Source organism: Eubacterium sp. AF16-48 (assembly GCF_003479405.1).
In the GTDB taxonomy this organism is placed as follows: Bacteria; Bacillota; Clostridia; order Lachnospirales; family Lachnospiraceae; genus Eubacterium_G; species Eubacterium_G segne.
This window is the reverse complement of the sequence record NZ_QUHB01000003.1, coordinates 16,453-34,667: the sequence shown is the minus strand read 5'-3', so window position 1 is coordinate 34,667 and position 18,215 is coordinate 16,453. Positions and strand designations below refer to the sequence as shown.

Here is an 18,215-nt window from a genome sequence, read left to right as displayed (position 1 = left end):
TTTGACTATAGTTTTTCTCTTTCAAAGTCAATAAACATTAAAAAGAATACAAAGAATAACAGTGCGGAACAACATAAAATTGCTTTTTCCTGCAATATGTGAATAAATAAATTTCCAATTATCGCACCTATTACAAAGCATGCAATTATACCATAATAAAGCAATGAGCTTTTAAAATATTCAATGTCTTTATTATGGAAGTAATTGCATAAATTCTGCGTACCACTTCTCAAATTTCCAATACACATAGTTGTTGCTATACCATTTCCACGTATCTTTCTAAAGCTTTCTACCTGTATGCCACAGGCAAAGGATGTCAAGGAATTTGCCAACAGGTTTAAAGATAATGGGAAAAAGCTGACTCCCACAAGCATCACTGCTTCAATAAGAACTGCCGCCTGCCTCCAATGCAAAATTTCCAATTCCTTAGTATGTACTATTTCTGCTAACGCAATTCCCAGTGCAAATGCCAGTACCGGCAGAAAGTAATGTATTGCCATTTTAAAATTTCCCTCTGACAAATTTACTCCAAATAATAAAATATTACCTGTCTGGGCATTTGCAAAAACGTGTCCACGCTCAATATATGAATATGCATCCATAAATCCTCCTGAAATTGCCAAAAGCATTCCAAGTCTTATGGATTCAGACATCTGCTTTGTTTGTTTCATTCTATCCTCCTACAATTCAAGGCTGTCCTCGCCGGCTTCTTCCATCATTTTTTCTCTGCATGATAAAACTATTCCGTCAATTTCCTCTAAATGATGTAACATTCTTTTCTCAAACTGATGTATCGGAAGTAAAATTCCTATTTCATCAAACTTCTTTTGATTTTTCTTCCCTGTTTCCTGTCCATAATAAACCATTGCAGAAGGAGCTACACTTTGAATCATTCTAAAAGTATCCCATATAATTGCATATGCCTGTGCCTCCGTCATTCCCAATTTTACCGTATCCGGAAGCGCATACAATATCATTATTCCACGACGTCTGTTTTCTAATTTTTCTTCAATTTCCATATCCTTAGTGTAATATCTTGCTATGTCAAACCCGTCTGCTAAATACAATTTAGACCTTGGTGCACATACATGATTTTCAAATATTTCCTTAAATTTAGTATATTCGTGATGTGACACAGGTTCTTTAATATCCTTTAACAATTTTCCCTCCACATCAGAAAGAAGTATTGGATTTCTCCCATTTTTTCCATAAAATCTTTTCGGAATAAGATATGCCTCTCTTAACAAATCAAACATACTTTTTTGGCATACCTCTAAAAGCAAAGCACTTATATCCTGAGTTTCATATGCTGAAAATAGTATTTTTGCAAAGCGTTCCGAATTTGAATCCACCACTAAATGATCATCATTTAGGTGCTCATAAAAAGTCTCACTTAACCGTTCACAGGCAACAGGTGATTGAATAATTTTTGAAAAAATAGCTTCCACTGCCTCTTCTCTTGGTATTTTTGAAATTTTCGTAGACATATAAATTCCTCCTTAAATATTATTTTCAAACAAATTATAAAACTGTAAAGTTGATGCGTCAATGTTTATCCTTACATTATTTTAATCCCAAAACATAAATTTATTTTTTACATTTTTAAGGGGATATAATATAATGATGTAAGTATTTTAACGTTAAATAATTGTTTAGGAGATTTGTTAATATGAGCAAAATTAAAATTATAAAGAAAAACAACGATTATTCCATGGAATATGAAGTTGGCGATATTTTTGAAGTTGAAGGTACCTGGTATGGAGGAGTACACATTTCCGGTAAATCCGGAGCACCTGTTTCCCTGGATAAGGAGGAATATGAGGAATTGCCGGATACAGAAAAAAAACCGGATATTGATACTGATGTATACAATAATCCGGATAATTTATCTACCCATAACATAAAAGTTGGGGATATAGTAAGGCATTTCAAGCGTGAGCTTGTTTCTTCTAATACCTCTGAATATTTATATAAAGTTCTGGCCTTTGCCGCCCACACGGAAAATGGTGAAAGGTTAGTTATTTATCAGGGATTATATGCACCTTTCAAGGTATGCGCCCGCCCCTTTGATATGTTTACGAGTGAAGTAGACCACAATAAATACCCTGACATTAAGCAGAAATACAGATTTGAAAAAATTGAAGTATGATTAATTTATTCCATACATTTCTTTAAAAATATTTCTTATTTCATCAAACTTCAGCACTTTATCGGGATGGTCTTTATGAGGTGCAATTATTTTTTCCATCCATACCATATTGTACCATCTTCCGAATTTATAACCACAATTATAAAATTCTCCTACCATCCTGTAACCTAAGTGCTGATGATACTCTACACTGTTTTTTGTAAGATATTCATCCTCCTCTTTAGGATATGCTATACAGGCATACAAATTGGTAATTTTCTGCAGTTCAAGTGCCTGTTCTAAGGCCTTATACAGCTTTTTTCCCATTCCCCTATGTTTAAGATTTTTATCCATATAAATAGTAGTTTCCACAGCCCTGTCATATGCCGCTCTTGACTTAAATTCCCCGGCATATGTATAACCTAAAATTTTTCCTTCTTCCTCTAAAACTAAATAAGGATATTTTTTTAATGTATTTGAAATCCTATCACTAAACTCTTCAACTGATGGGACATCATATTCAAAGGTTATAGCTGTATTTTCAACATAATAAGAATAAATTTTAAGTAGCTCTTCTGCGTCTTCTCTTTTTGCAACCCTAATCATAAATTCACCTTCTTTAGTTGTTTAAAGCTTCTGCTTTGTGCTTTTTTGTATTTATATATGCAATTACGGATATTATTGTGTCTGCGCAGAAAACAAAGGAGAAAACAGACATTACAAGCTGTATTCCATCGGTAATCATTCCTTCATTTTTCATGCAGCTAAAACATGCAATGGCAAATAGTCCTGTTAAAATTATGCTAAAAGCATCGAAAAGAAACAGTGCTATGGAAAATGCAAATGTAAAAATAGTTAGCAAACATAATAATCCCATAATAAAAATTCCAATATATGCCGGAATCTGGACTAGTTTTACAATCATGTGGGTTCGTGCCATAACTGAAGCCTCATATTTTAATTTTCCCACTACCACCAATGTCAGGAAAACAATATTCATGGCAAGCCACACCGCGCCGAATATAATAAAAGCCAATATCATTATGTACACATCATCGAAAAACAGATTTTTCATAAGGTACATTCCTGTAGGTGTATTACTTCCAAATATCATGGCAAGCATTCCCAAAATTAAATATACATATAAAACATTCCCAATTGCTACTATCCTTCTCATACCGTTACCTCCTGATAAAAATTAAATTTTCTATGCCCCTAAGGGATGTTATTTCTTATCCATATCTACACATCCCTACATTTATTTACTGTTTAGTATAACAATTGTATTCATTTTTTTCAATTTAACTCCGCAACATATGTTATAATCTGTTATAATTGTGACATATTATGAATAAGGTAGGTGATAATTATGGCAGGTAGTCATATTTCCATTCCAACTATTCTAAAAGTTGGAAAAAATACTTTAGAAAATCTTGGTTCATATCTTAAAAGCAGTGGTTTTAAAAATGCCGTTTTGTATTTTGGGAACGGTTTAATCAGCATGTTTGGAAATGAAATAATGGATTCTCTAAAAAAAGATGGTATAACAGTTCTTGATTATATGGAATTAGATACAACTAAAATAGAAGATATTATTAACTTAGCTTTTAACATTGATTCTAAAGCTCAGGTTATTGTTGGAATCGGAGGTGGCAAGGTTATTGACACTGCAAAATATGCGGCATACCTTAGGAAACTGCCTTATGTAAGTATTCCTACATCTGCTTCCAGTGACGGTTTTTCCAGTGCCAGTGCCTCTCTTTTAGTCAATGGTCGTCGTACTTCGGTGCCTGCCAAAATGGCTTATGGTATTGTTGCCGACACTGAAATTTTGAAAAGTGCCCCTGAAAAATTTATCTTTTCAGGTATTGGTGACATGGTATCAAAAATTACGGCATTGTATGACTGGAATTTTGAAGCTGAACGGGGATATTCAGAAATGAATGATTTTGCCGTTATGATTGCAAAAAAGGCAGTAAACAGTTTTGTAAGAACTCCTTTTGAAACAATACATGATGACCTTTTTTTAAGGGAACTGGTGGACTCTCTTGCCATGAGTGGAATTGCCAACGAAATTGCCGGAGGCAGCACTCCTACTAGTGGAAGTGAGCATCTTATTTCCCATTCCCTTGACAAAATGCTTGAACATCCTCAATTACATGGTATTCAGGTGGGGGTTGCCACTTACCTTATGAGTCGTGTTCAAAATCACAGATATATACGTGTTAATGCAATTTTTGAAAAAACAGGATTTTGGGATTATGTAAGTACACTTAATTTAAACAGGGACGACTATATGAGAGCTATTGATATGGCTCCGGAAATTAAGCCTCACAGACACACATATCTCCACGAGGAGCAATATAGAGAACTGGCAAAAAAAATATTATGTGAAGATGACGTTTTAAAACGTGTATTCGGATAGATTGGAGTAATATATGAAATATGATGGTTTATTATTTGATTTAGACGGCACCCTTTGGGATGCCACGGAAAATATACGCACATCCTGGAATATTGCAATAAAAGATTTTATAGGGTTAGAAAACCGTGAACTTACTGCTGAAGAATTGCAAGGGGTTATGGGGCTGCCCATGGATGAAATTGCCGCTAAACTTTTTTCAGAATATCCAAAGGAAAAACAGCTGGATATTTTACAGCATTGTTGCGAAATTGAAAATGAATACTTAACAAACCATGGCGGTATTTTGTTTCCTAATGTAGAAAAAACTCTTAGTAATCTCTCTAAAAACTTTAAATTATGTATTGTAAGCAATGGACAGGCAGGATATATTCAAACATTTCTTACCTCCCATAACATGAATAAATACTTTACTGATTTTCAGAACTGGGGTGACAATCAGGTTCCAAAGGGCGAGAACATCAAGCTGGTTATGAAACGTAACTCCATTAAACATGCCGCCTATATTGGTGATACATTAGGGGATTTCAATGCTTCAAAACTAGCCGGCATTGACTTCATATATGCAAAATACGGTTTTGGCGAAGTGGAAAAACCTGATTATACAATTAATTCCTTTGAGGAGTTGGAACAAATAGTTGGTTAGATGTATAAAAAATAGTGGAATATTATGAAAACATAAAATTCCACTATTTTTTCATCTAAGACAATTTATATATCGTCTCTTTTTCTTTTTAATTTAAACATTGACGGTAATGCCAGTGCTACTGCAACCGCAAGTATTATTTCACAACTATTACGCTCCAGTCATAATCAACTTTCTTGTAATTGCTGTCCACAACCTTCAAAATATTATCATATAAATACTCGTGTCCTGCGTTTGTATTCATTTTTGAATTATCATATAAAGTCTTTGCCACATTAAATATGGAAAATTTTGCAACTTTACTATACAAATATGTTCCATCAGATAACTTTGCATATGCCCTGATTTTATAGGACTGTGTAAGCGCCGGCACTGTCTTTCCATTATCTGTCATTGTCATAACATAATTAGTAGCTGTATCTGACTTGGAAAACTGTCGGTCAGTAATTCCATTACTTGTTGAATTTACAGCTGCCACAAATTTATTTTCCACTCCTACATACATATCGTCATCGGATACACTGTCAACATCCACTGCATATATATTTCCAAATTCAACAACATTTTTTCCATTAATAGATGGCTCAACAGAAGAAACTGTCCTTAAGCCCTCTAAAATGTTACTTATCTGGAATCCTTCCACCTTAACATCATCTGAAATTGTTATACCTGATGTATCATTCTCTGTTGCTTTTTCTGTTGGTGCTGCCGTAGGAGCATCTGTAGTAACTTCCCCTGCACTATAGAAATTAAAGCACTCCCATGCGCCCCCTATATTATCGCTAACTGCCTTTAGCTGTCCCTTATCTGATGAATCGTCAAAATCTGCCTTTACATATTTTCCATTTGCAATGGAACGAAGGGCATATTGATTTCCTGTTACATGGACAGGTTCAAACTGTTCCCACAAACTTATATTATTACTTCTTGCCAACAACTGATTATTTTCATCTATAACTGCGCATACATACTTTCCGTTTGCCTTTGATTTTAAGGAAATTGTTCCATTACCATTATTAATTACTTCCAACACATCATCTGTGGATGAGTACGATGATTTGTTTGCTGATAAAGGACTGTTACCACTATTTACTGCCGTTACAATATTATCTGTACACCCTAAATAGTAACTTCCCTCATTCATACATTCAGGTTCTGAACTTGAAATCACTCCCGGAGTGTATTTCTTAAATACGTTTGTAAGGGATGTATTTAAATATCCTGAACCCACATTAGACCATTTTGCCAAAATAGTATCATAAGAATCACTCTCTGCATTGACACTTGAAACTGACTGATTAACCAGTCCCCAGTTTCCGTATGTGGATACGCATTTATATGTCCAGTTTGTCCAATTTAAACCACTGTCGTTTAACAGCTTAAGTCCCTGCTCCCATGTAGACGGACTATTAAAGTATGAAAATTCTCCCATATAACTTGGAACATTATAATTTGCACTGTTTATGTTATTTATACGCTTTTGCATATTGGCAATCTGCTGACCATTTGCATTCTCATAATCATCATATAAATAATTATGATACTCATACATAACATTTTCCCATCCATATGTATCAGGATTTGGCAAATCTGTAGGTTCCCATGTTGCTTCCATAATAATAACATGGGTTGGATCCTTTGCTCTAATTCTTTTATATGCATTATCATAAATATTCCACAACCATGAATGTAACTGATCGTCTGAATATCCTGAATTATAACGATATTCATTATAAGGTTCATTTAGCAAATCATAACCTGCCACTACAGGATTGCTATTATAGTGTTCAGCTATTTTTTCCCACATCTGATAATACTTCTCCTGATTAGAAGCTGCATTACTTCCAAAGAAAAACTCAGAAGCACCTTTTTTATCGTTTCCTCCATCCACGCCTGAATGGTCGCTTCCGTTTTGTGAACCATAGGCACCGTGCATATCTATAATTACATAGATTCCTCTTTTTCCTGCCTGTTCAACAAACCAGTCAACCCTGTCAAAAGCATTGCTGTACCAGTTATTGTTTTCATCAACAAAATTCCTGTACCAAATTGGAAGTCTTATACAATTTATCCCCAGACTTGCACATGTATCAAAATCTGATTCCTTCCAGTAATTACTTTCATATGTGTTAATAAGAGTTTTTGCGGCATCACTGCCAAATCTGTTAGTTAATGTATTAATCAAATCTGTCTGGTCTGTTACATTAGCAGTATAATCCGTAGGCGTAAGCCAAAACTCCTGTAACATATATCCCCCTGCATTTGTTCCCCTAAGATATACGGTATCCCCCTGTCCATAATTATTCTTAAGAACCTTACCGTTTGCTTTTAAGAAATCCTTATATTTAATTTTGTTTGTAGTTGTAGCACTTACATCACTTGTTTTATATACCGTAATACCGGTAATTGACATTGCTGCTATAAGCATATACACAGTGATTTTCTTAATTAATCTTTTCAAAATCTGCCTCCTTACTTTGTCCACTACTTACCAGGATCATAAAGGTTGTCATTCCATCCGTAATCCACTTTTGTTGATAAATAGTATTTATTACCGCTTATTCTGCTTAAAATCGTATCATACAGGTATGCATGTCCATTATAGTTTGATGACATTGCATTTTTATAGAAATAATAAGCTACCTCCGGTATAGACATTGACTCAACATTATTTCCATATATAATGGTTCCATCTTCTGCCACTACAAAAGCTCTTGCATGGAAAGAGTTAGTAATCACATTAAGTGAGTTATCACTTCCATAATATGAATTATTTCTCACGGTTCTTACATATTCCATATATCCGTCTTTATTACTTAAAATACCATCATCCGTAGCAAGATATCCTAATGTGTAATTATTACCATTGTACTCTTGAGCTCCAATATATGTATGAGCTGCTCCTGATATCTGACTTGTATTCAACACTGAATAGGAGCTGTCAAATACATCTTTTGTTTCATCGCCTGTAGCGTTAGGATCAATTGTATATATAATTCCAACATTTTTAACCTTATAAGACTTGTCTGATACGGTAATTGTTTCTCCTACTGCCGGTGCCCTGCATATTGTTCTAAATGCTACTTTTTCCGCACCTTCCTCATCAAATACAACTTCTCCACTTGCATTATAATATCTGTTTCCATTTGTTTTTATCTGGAAACCTTTAATGCTGATTTTATCAGTCTTTATAATAGAAGATTCTGTTACTACTTCAACTTCGTTAGATATATCTTCACTAGAAACTGCCTCATCAACAGACGCCTGAATACTCACACTATGTTTTCCGGCTTCCACATTAGCTATTGTAGCTGTTGCTGATGGACATATAAAAGTAAAATCCTTTACATTTGCAATATTTCCACTGGTATTATTCACAAATTTCATATATACCGTATGCTTTCCTGCACTTAATGGCTTATACAAATCTATTGTAGCTGTAACATAGTCTGACCATGATGCTTCAGTTTTCGGCGGTGTCACCTTTAATGAACCAATTATTTCTCCGTCCATGGAATCCTCATATAAATAAATCATTCCGCTGTTTCCTTTAGCACAGGAATAATTTATTGAAAGTGATGTTGCCGGTGAACTTAAGGAAATATCGTCATATTTAGTCCAGGCACCGTTATGGGTTCCTCCTATATTATAGTTAACACCATCTTTTTTATCATTTACTATTCCATATTGGTTTGAATAATCCGTAGCCTCCTTAGTCACCTTTGATACTTTAACAACTGATTGATTAACTGTCATTGCAGGAGTTGTAGAACCGTCAACGTATATATTATACTTTGGGTTACTATCCATATCAGCCTTAGGATACCATGTTACGTTAATGGAATTAAGCATTCCCTGAGCATTTACACCTGAAACTGATTTTACCTTTGATGTAGCAATATTTTCTACTACTCCCGGAAAATAATCTTTAATTTTTGATGTCAATCCTGTATTTTCAGTGCTTTCTCCTACTTTTGACCACTTGCTTAATATAGTATCATAAGAATCATTTTCAACATCCGCCCAATAGTTATTAGTATCTGAATCTGAGCCGTTTCCCGGAGTATTGTATAATCCCCAGTTTCCATATTGCTTTGTACACTTATAATTCCATATTGTCCAATTCAGATTGTTGTCATTAAGCAGCTTAACTCCTGTATTCCATGTATCGTTGTTGCTCATGTAATTAAACTCACCAATATAGCTTGGCACATTGTGTGCTGCACTGTTAATGCTGTCGATTTTGCTTTGCATAGAACTTATTTGTGTTCCTGATGCATTGTCATAGTCATCATACATATACTGATGATATTCATAAACTACATTTTCCCAACCCTTTTCTGTAGGGTTTGGAAGTGTATCAGGATCCCACACTGCTTCCATCATTATTATATGATTTGTATCAACTGTTCTTATTCTTTTATATGCCTTGTCGTAAACATTCCACAAAATCGACAATCTTTCCTGCTTAGTTTCATTTAAACCTGAATCACTCATATAATCTGCCATAGGTTCATTTAACAAATCATAACCGGCAACAACAGGGTTGTTTTTATAATGGTCTGCTATTTTGTACCACATCTCATAGAATTTTGCCTGATTAGTAGCTGCATCTGTTCCAAAAAATAATTTTGAATTATCCCTTTTCTGCTGATTGGTACTTCCACCATATATTCCTGAGTTATGACTTCCGTTTTGTGAACCATAGGCACCATGCATATCTATAATTACATATATTCCATAACGTCCTGCCGTTTCAATAAACCAGTCTAAACGGTCAAAAGCATTACTGTACCAGTTTCCATTTTCGTCCACTAAATTTCTATACCATATTGGAAGTCTTATACAATTAACTCCCAGTCTTGCACAGTTTTCAAAATCCTTTGATGTCCAATAATTTTCCTCATATGTATTAATCAGCTCTGCTGCTCTTTCACTTCCCAAACGGTCTGTAAGTTGATTGATTATGTCCTGTTGACACCTTATATTTCCACTGGTGTCGTCACTTGTTGCTCCTTTTGTGGCACATAGCCATATTTCCTGTAGCATATACCCTCCGGCATTAACACCTCTTAAATATACTGTGTTACCATTGGTATTTTTAATTTCTTTTCCTTCTGTTTTCAAAAAATTAGGATAAACTTCCTTTTGTGTTGAAGCAGCTTTTACCGTATTTAACGTCATGGTATTCACATTAATACCTGTAATTATTAATGCAATACTTAATAATAAACTGCTTATCTTTTTCAATATATTCATAACTGTTCTCCTATAGATACAAAATCCACTGTTACTTTAGTCAAAAAGGTCTCCTATGTTTCCTCCTGTAACTTCCGGTGGTGAAAACCAATCTCTTGTTTCAGTGTCCCCAGGGCCATCCGGAGACGCAGTTGTCTCCGGTGTAAGGCTCACCATCATATTTTTATTAACTTCAAATTTTGTAACTATTACTTCCGGTGTTGTATATAATTTTCGTTTAATCATTTGCTTTCTCCTTTTCAACGCTACTTTCTTATATAGATTCCACCATTCCACTCATACTGGACTTTTCTATAATATCCTTTATAATTTCCTATCTTTTCAACTTCATTATAAATCCATTGGTTTAAGTCCGTATAAGTTGTACCTCGTGCATTGTTTAATGCATCTAACAGTTCCTTATTTTGTTCTTCCGTCAGATTTTTTGAATAAAATTCCTCTCTTTGTGAGTATTCACCCTTATAACTATTCTGACAGTAAATAAAGTCATTCATGTCTCTATATACTGTATTTAACAGGTTATAATACTTGCTACTGGTACTTGTAACATTAAGAGTTTTCATCATTGCCTTAGCAATTCCGACTCTGTTATGCTGCATATCAACCAGATTTAATACATTATCATATAAGAACCTGTGTCCCTTTAATGTACTCATTTTCTGATTGCTGTAAAGATGCTTAGCTATCTCGTACATATCAACAGTATAAATATTATTTCCATATTCTATTTTTCCGTCTGCCATTTCAGCATATGCCCTTACAGTAACTTTTTCCTCTAATGTGTCAAACATGTAGCTTAAACACTTAAAAGTTAAACCATAGTAACTCCAATATTTTGTAGAGAACTCTGAACCGTCCTTTGTACTCCAATCTGCATACACACCATTTGGTGTTTCCTCATGTACTTTTACGTTACTATTGCCTGATGCCCCTTCTTTTGTCATTAATTTTTCCAGCTGTTCCCTATCCTTTCCAACTGTTTCTCCTTTAATGGCATATACAACACCAAACTTTTTAACTTTCTTTCCTTTAATAGTATTTTTGCTTACTCTGCATACTACCCTGAAAGACGGACTATATTCAGATACTCCTCCTTTATCTTTATTTCCATTCATTTGGAAGCCCTGTACTTCCACATCACCTAAATCATTATAAGTATTGGTGCATGAAAGAACTGTATCTCCGGTTACTTTATTTACCGTAACTTCCCTTCCGTCTGTGCTGTCTCCCTGATTTATAACCCAGGAGGTTTTGTAATACTCATCACTCCATATGTTAGTATCAACATCTTTTTTACTATAATCGTCCTCTGTTACTGTAACCTTACAATTGTTATATACGTATAACTCTATTTCTTCAGAGTGCTTTAAGCTAAACCTGTACTTTCCTGTTTCAGTTTCTGTAAGTCCTGTATTAGGAAGCTTTGCGGCATCTATTGCTTTTCCATCCTTTTCAATGGCTATTGTAAAGTTAAAGTTTTTATCCTTCTCAGCCATATTCCCTGATACATTTTTCTTTATGGTAACTTTTCTAATAGGATTATAAATATTTATAAACTCAACAGAATTACCCTTAGCTGATGAATATGTAAATTCAGCAGTATATGCAAGATTTGTCCCATTAATATGGCTTATACCAACCTCTTCCTCTGTTCCGTTTTTATTAACTTTTTCTAAGTAATAAGGAAGATAATTGTTGCTTACAATCACCTCTTCTACTGTATATTGATTTTGATTTGTTAATTTTGCTCCATCGAAAGTAACGGTCTTAAAATATCCGCTTGCCTCTCCTCCCTGAGCCTTTTCTATCTTGACAAAATCACTTTGATTAATAGTTTTACTTTGTAAAATATTACCTGATTTATCTTTCAGTTTTGCAACTATGGTGTAGCCATCAGGTATTGTATCTAAACCTTCTACCTTAACTGTTGCAACTACAATTCCACTTTTGTAATAAAGCTTTAATACATTGTGGTTATATGCCACCGTCATGTTTCTGTCGTTTTCATCTACATAGAAATCTTTAGAATCAGCATCATTTTCACCACTTATTTTTGCCTGATATAATGTAAGTTCACTAACTTCTGACGGACTAGGTACAGCCACTCTGTCATAAGGATTAACAGTACCATTTACTGTTAAATTATCCTGTTTTTGTCCATCAACATAATACTCAATGGTGTATGACTGTCTCTGCTCAAATGTTACATTATCCAATAAACTTCCTACAGTTTCATTTGCTGTATCACTTTCATTTCTCTTTGCACCTCCTGCTGAGACAAAGAAGAAACGTGTAATGTAGTTTTTATCTCCTGATGGAGCATTGTATATACCATTATGGTCGTTCCACTCTCCTGCATTTTTCTTACTTGTTACCTTCCACATAGTTGCAGTAACTCCGTCAGATAATGTAAGAGTTGTACCTGTTGTTCCCTCCTTATTGGTTTCTATAGCCTTAACGTCATCTTTGCTTATTAATGCCTTAATCTGCTCAGCTGTCGTATAATTTTTTGCATCTTTAGCTGACATTGCCACAACATACATACTGTTCTGACACCAGCGTCCTGCATAATCCAAATCCCAATAACACTGTGAATTAGGTGTTGTTAAAATATCCTGATATAATGCACCTACATTTTCACAGTTAAGCTCTGCAAACTGGTCTCCATGAGCATTGTTTTTGTACATTTCATCCTGTGTTACGGAGAACTGGGATACCTGTTCGTTTTCTCCTGAGGTTTTTAACTTTCTTCCATTTACAATTTCAATATCATGTCCTACACGGTTACTATTTGGCCCGTTAGTCCATCCCGGTGCTGTTGTTTTCCACATTAAACCTTCATATCCGTTAGGATACTGCTGTTCATCACCATTTGAGTTAAATGGGAAGATTTTTCCATCTTCATCTGTTGAAAACATTGCCGGATACTCAAAATCTCCATTTTGTATATTGTTATAATATTGTACTTTGTAAGAATGTGACCACTGTGTAGTGCCACTTTTTCTTACTCTGTAGTATTTACCACCGCCTAAATCTTCTGCAACGTGAACAATGTCATTTGTTATTCCATCCTTAATGTTTCCCAATATCTCAAGATCATATCTCTTCTTTGCCACATCAGTCCATGTTTCTCCGTCACTACTCTTTTGCCACTCATATGTACAGCCACTTTCAGGATTCTTAACACAAAGACTACCATTTTCGCTTAATTTATCTTCTATAATAATTGCCGACTTCCAAACTCTTACTTTATAAACCAAACTAAACTTTAGACTTTCCTTGCCTGAATCAGCTTTTTCAAAAATCTGACATCCTATTTGTGTCTCAACATAATCTTTGTCTCCAAAATCAAGGTTTGCCGGTAGCTTATACTGAACAGTTGCCTGCTGTTGCCCCTTATAGGAAACTATTCCCTCATCATGACTTTCAGCACCTCTTAATTCATCACCTGAATTTCCTGATGACCAGTAAATTGTATGCTTTGATGCTTCATAATACAATTCTCTCGGGTTTACATAAAAATATAAATCCTTATTTGCTTCATATACAACGTCATATGTATCCCCTGTACCTATTACATCATCCTGTACAAGACTGCTGTCAATCATTCCGGCTTTTTCCGTATCCTGTAGTGCTGATATGGGATAAATTCCATAATTTTTCTTAGACTGATTAGTCCAATAATCTGTCTTATCTGTTTCTTTTCCCCACACTTCAAATTCATAAAGGGATAATCCCCAGCTTCCACCTCTTACTTTTTCATCTGTATATAATCTAACGTATCTTGTTTTTACATTATCCATATGAATGCTGTTTCCTAATTCAAGGTTTGCATAATAGGCATCTTTTTGAATTTCATCAGCATCTCCCGGCTCTGTCCAGTTTGTAACAGTCCGATAATCAGTCCATGTTTTTCCGTCATCTGAAATCTGAATTTTAAAACTTTTTGCATAAGCACGCTCAAATTTCAAATCTACCGAATCTATTGCACACTGCTTTCCTAAATCAATCTGATACCATGGATTAGCGTCTTTCTTCGGTGCTGCCCATCTTGTGTCATCCTTTCCGTCTACTGCATTTTTAGGATTAGAAGTAGTTGCTCCATTGTCAGAACTGCTTACCTTTACATCCTTTCCTACTGAAAGGTCTGACAGCTCTCCCTTAACTGCTGTACCATAAACTCTGATATCTCTTATGGACATTTTATCATGATATGCCATTTTTATACAACGTACTTTTACATATCTTGCCTTTCCTAAACATACGCCATCCGACTCATATTTAAGTTTGTCTGTATCTGTTGTTTTAAAACCTCTGACTGTTCTTGCAACAGTCCAATTCACCTTATCTCTTGAAACAAGAATCTGAAAATCATCAGGATACGCTTTTTCAAACATAATGCTGACTTTTTCAATTTCATATAATTTTTCAAGGTCAATTATGAAATATCCTTTATCACCAATTTCACCACTTCCCCATCTTGTGTCTTCATCTTCATCTACGGCATTTTCTGCGCCAAAATTAGGCTGTGAACCGGATGCCTCCACCGGTTTTCCAAAGGCAAGGTTATCCTTATCAGTAACTCTTTCCAACTTGAAATAGTCTACATTTGCCTGCTGCCATGAATTGCTTTCAGAATAAGGAATATTAGAAGCACCTGTAATATCAATTACATTTACTCCCTTATTTAAGGTAACTTCAGTAGATATTGTTTTAACTGTTGTCCATCCACCTGTAACAGGTGCTGAAATACTTGTCCAACTGGAATTACCTGTACTGTTAATTCTGCAATCAATGTTTGTATCTTTTGAACTTCCTGATGCATACGCAACAGTGAGTTTATACTTTCCTGCATGTTTTACGTCAACATAAGAAGTAAGGTACGCCCTGCCATTATCCGGCCATGCGTTCATTCCACCTACTGCTTTTCCATTAGAAAACGCATTATCTTCCTGTATATTATGTTCGCTATCTGCATCTCCCTGAATGTAAGCATGGGCATTTTCTGCTTCGTGCTTATCATTACTGTCTGAAACCGTTTCCGGTTCGTACTCAAACTGGAAATAATCAAGATTACATGCTCCCTTTGAGCCATCTGCAACAAATTTTAAATATATTTCATGATTTCCTGATGGAATACTAATGTTTTCTGACGTATCAACATAATTTTTCCAGTCAGAACCTGTTCCCGTTGTTTGCACTGTAGCAACAGGCGTTCCTGACATTGAGCTGTCATCAACATATATTTCAACTTTTCCACCATTATCATTTTTTACGCTGTTTCTTAAATATATCTTTGATACCTTCCTATCAAAGAAAACATTGTATTCTGCCCATTTTCCATTTCTAAGTCCTCCAAGATTTGTTCCATCTACATAACTGTCATTTTCACCTTCTACTGTTATATCCCCTGAACTTTTAGAAAAAGCCTCTGCCTGTATTTTATTTCCTTTTAATGTTGTATCTAAAACGCCTGAAAATGCCAATTTAACATCTTCACTATATTCCAATGTAAAACAGTCTATGTTTAACCATTCGTCCCAGACATTGTTGTTATCCTCACGACCATGTTCTCCGCCTTTCCAAACCCATACTGCTCCTGAAATATCAATTTTATTAATTCCCTGTTTTAATTCAGCATTTACATCTACAGATTTTACCTCATCCCATGAGGAACCTACATCTGTTATGTCACAGGTGTTCCAACTGCCATTATTTATTCTGTATTGAAGTGATGTGGTCATAGTTCCGGAATACTTTATTTTCATATTATAGTATCCTGCATTTGCAGCTTTAACATAGGTAGTTAAATATGAACGGTCATGTTCCATATATGTATTCATTTTTCCTATTGCCGCACCATTTGAGTATTTATCGCTTAACTCTTTAGATACCTTATTTCCGGCAGTGCCTCTTACATATGCATGAGCCTTTTCTGCCTCATGCTTTATATTTGCATTTTCCGGCTTATATTCAAACTGGAAATAATCAAGATTACATACATAATTCTTTCCTGTGTCTGTAGTGAATTTCAAATATATTTTGTGATTTCCCGCAGGTATACTAACCTCACCGGATATATCAGTATATGTGCTCCAACTTCCTGTGGAACTTACATTTATAGTTGCAACAGGTGTTCCTGACATTGTGCTGTTGTCAACATAAACATCTATTTTTCCTGCTGAATTTTCATTACCACTATATCTTAAATATATTCTGGATGTCATTCTGTCAAAATTAATGTTATACTGAACCCATTTTCCGTCTGACAGTCCTCCTATATTTTTGCTTCCACTGGCTGAGGAATTATCATCATCTTTTACTCCATCAGCTCTACTGTCTGTATTCTCTGCCTCTATTTTATTACCAACAGTTTCTTTATTTCCAACAGAAAATTCTTCAAAAGCTTTCTTACTATAAGATTTTTCCTGCTCATTTCCGTAAATACCTACCTCATAAAGGGAAATTCCGTTATACTGTCCTCCGTTGTAACCACTTTTTTTGTAGGTACGCTGTACAGCTTGTATTTTTATATATCTTGCATTAACTGCACTAAATTCTATTTTATCCACCCTTGCATATGAATCCGAATCATAGGCTTCACTGTTGTAAACTGTGGTAATAAGGCTGTAATCTGTTCCATTTTCTGATTTATAAATATTATATACAGTGGCATTGGCCTGCTCCCAGCTTAAATATACCTTCTCCACACTGTATGTTGCCCCTAAGTCCACAGTATAGTATGTGTCATCACCACTTGGATTATACCATCTTGTATTTGCATCATTATCAATAGCCCCACTTATAGGAGTACTGCTATTCTCCTCTCCACTGGCTGTGGCAGATACTCCGTTATTTCTCACATAGTTATAATACTGGTCATTTAAAATGTCTGAAAAAGCCTCTCCTGTATTATTTGTCTTTTTTGTAAAGACTCCGGTGTCACTAATGGTACTTTCTACCGATGCTTTAGCCTCACTTCCAAATATGCCTATTTCCCATATAGATACACCATAACGTCTGTTGTTGCCTGAATCTGCCAAATAAGAATCACCAACATCTGTTATTTTTACGTATCTTGCAGACACTGCATTACTTAATGCTACAGTATCCACCCTGTTTTTAGGGTCTGTATAATCACTTATTTTAACCCTTGAAACTTCCTTGTAACTTCTTCCATCATTTGAAATTTCTATTTTGTAGTCAATGGAACTTGCTACTTCCCAGCTAATCCCAATTTTAGACACGGAATAACTTTGCTTTAAGTCGATTTGAATCCAGTGTCCGTTTGTATGGTTCGAGTTAGCCCATCTTGTATCTGTGCTTCCATCAACAGCTTTAGATGCATCCCTTCCATCCTCAACACCATCATCAGAACTTGTATTGACGCCATATTTAATATAATTATATAAGTCTCCGTCTTTGCCGCCAAATGCCTTCTTAGTATTATCCTCCATGGTGACATCTGCATTGGTTGCCGTAGCAGATGCCGCGGCTTTAACATTGATATTCGTCACTGAAATACTTGTCATCGTCATACTTACGGCAAGAACCGTCGCAAGCACTTTTCTTAGTAACTTCTTCACTTTTTTCTCCTCCAAAATATTTAATAAAAATCCCTTTTGCACATAATATATTATACTGCATTTATTTTCCAAAATCACTTTGATGAAAGTATCAATTTTTCATTATCAGTATCAATTTTTCATTATCAGTGTCCTTTTTTTATAATTGTGCATAATAACGCAACGATATCTGTA

11 protein-coding genes are annotated in these 18,215 nt (G+C 35.0%); 3 read left to right on the top strand and 8 right to left on the bottom strand.

All coding sequences use genetic code 11. The annotated features are described in order from the left end of the window. Positions 1 to 5: 5 nt before the first annotated feature. Entirely contained in the window at positions 6 to 671 is a 666-nt protein-coding gene (locus DWW68_RS04580) for a YoaK family protein (protein WP_021953647.1), read from the bottom strand. Between the two features lie 9 nt (positions 672 to 680). Next, complete coding sequence (locus tag DWW68_RS04575) at positions 681 to 1,487, bottom strand: DUF4866 domain-containing protein (protein WP_118589177.1); 807 nt, start codon at positions 1,485 to 1,487, stop codon at positions 681 to 683. 182 nt (positions 1,488 to 1,669) lie between these two features. Between DWW68_RS04575 and DWW68_RS04570 the strand changes: the two genes are divergently transcribed. Next, the gene (locus DWW68_RS04570; RefSeq protein WP_118589178.1) at positions 1,670 to 2,149 is read left to right on the top strand and encodes a DUF1653 domain-containing protein; all 480 of its coding nucleotides are present in this window, start codon (positions 1,670 to 1,672) and stop codon (positions 2,147 to 2,149) included. Here DWW68_RS04570 and DWW68_RS04565 read toward each other — a convergent pair whose 3' ends face one another. Beyond that, a complete protein-coding gene (locus DWW68_RS04565; protein WP_118589179.1) occupies positions 2,150 to 2,734 on the bottom strand; it encodes a GNAT family N-acetyltransferase in 585 nt (194 codons plus the stop codon). Between the two features lie 13 nt (positions 2,735 to 2,747). Continuing rightward, complete coding sequence (locus DWW68_RS04560) at positions 2,748 to 3,305, bottom strand: hypothetical protein (RefSeq protein ID WP_021953643.1); 558 nt, start codon at positions 3,303 to 3,305, stop codon at positions 2,748 to 2,750. Between the two features lie 192 nt (positions 3,306 to 3,497). On the opposite strand from DWW68_RS04560, the gene DWW68_RS04555 reads away from it, so the two are divergent. After that, positions 3,498 to 4,553: an iron-containing alcohol dehydrogenase family protein gene (locus DWW68_RS04555; RefSeq protein ID WP_021953642.1), complete on the top strand. Its 1,056-nt coding sequence runs from the start codon at positions 3,498 to 3,500 to the stop codon at positions 4,551 to 4,553. A 13-nt stretch (positions 4,554 to 4,566) separates the two neighbouring features. After that, positions 4,567 to 5,196, top strand: coding sequence for an HAD family hydrolase (locus DWW68_RS04550; protein WP_021953641.1), 630 nt, complete (start codon positions 4,567 to 4,569; stop codon positions 5,194 to 5,196). A 136-nt stretch (positions 5,197 to 5,332) separates the two neighbouring features. On the opposite strand, the gene DWW68_RS04545 is transcribed toward DWW68_RS04550, so the two are convergent. Genes DWW68_RS04545 through DWW68_RS04530 form a run of 4 tightly spaced genes read right to left on the bottom strand, consistent with a single transcriptional unit; the run spans position 5,333 to position 18,041 of the window. Beyond that, positions 5,333 to 7,657: a cellulase family glycosylhydrolase gene (locus DWW68_RS04545; protein WP_118589180.1), complete on the bottom strand. Its 2,325-nt coding sequence runs from the start codon at positions 7,655 to 7,657 to the stop codon at positions 5,333 to 5,335. 23 nt (positions 7,658 to 7,680) lie between these two features. Beyond that, entirely contained in the window at positions 7,681 to 10,455 is a 2,775-nt protein-coding gene (locus tag DWW68_RS04540) for a cellulase family glycosylhydrolase (protein WP_021953639.1), read from the bottom strand. Positions 10,456 to 10,491: 36 nt separating this feature from the next. Continuing rightward, positions 10,492 to 10,680 carry a hypothetical protein gene (locus tag DWW68_RS04535; RefSeq protein ID WP_021953638.1) on the bottom strand — a complete coding sequence of 63 codons (189 nt, stop codon included), beginning with the start codon at positions 10,678 to 10,680 and terminating at the stop codon, positions 10,492 to 10,494. Between the two features lie 20 nt (positions 10,681 to 10,700). Then, the gene (locus DWW68_RS04530; RefSeq protein WP_118589181.1) at positions 10,701 to 18,041 is read right to left on the bottom strand and encodes a discoidin domain-containing protein; all 7,341 of its coding nucleotides are present in this window, start codon (positions 18,039 to 18,041) and stop codon (positions 10,701 to 10,703) included. Positions 18,042 to 18,215 lie beyond the last annotated feature (174 nt).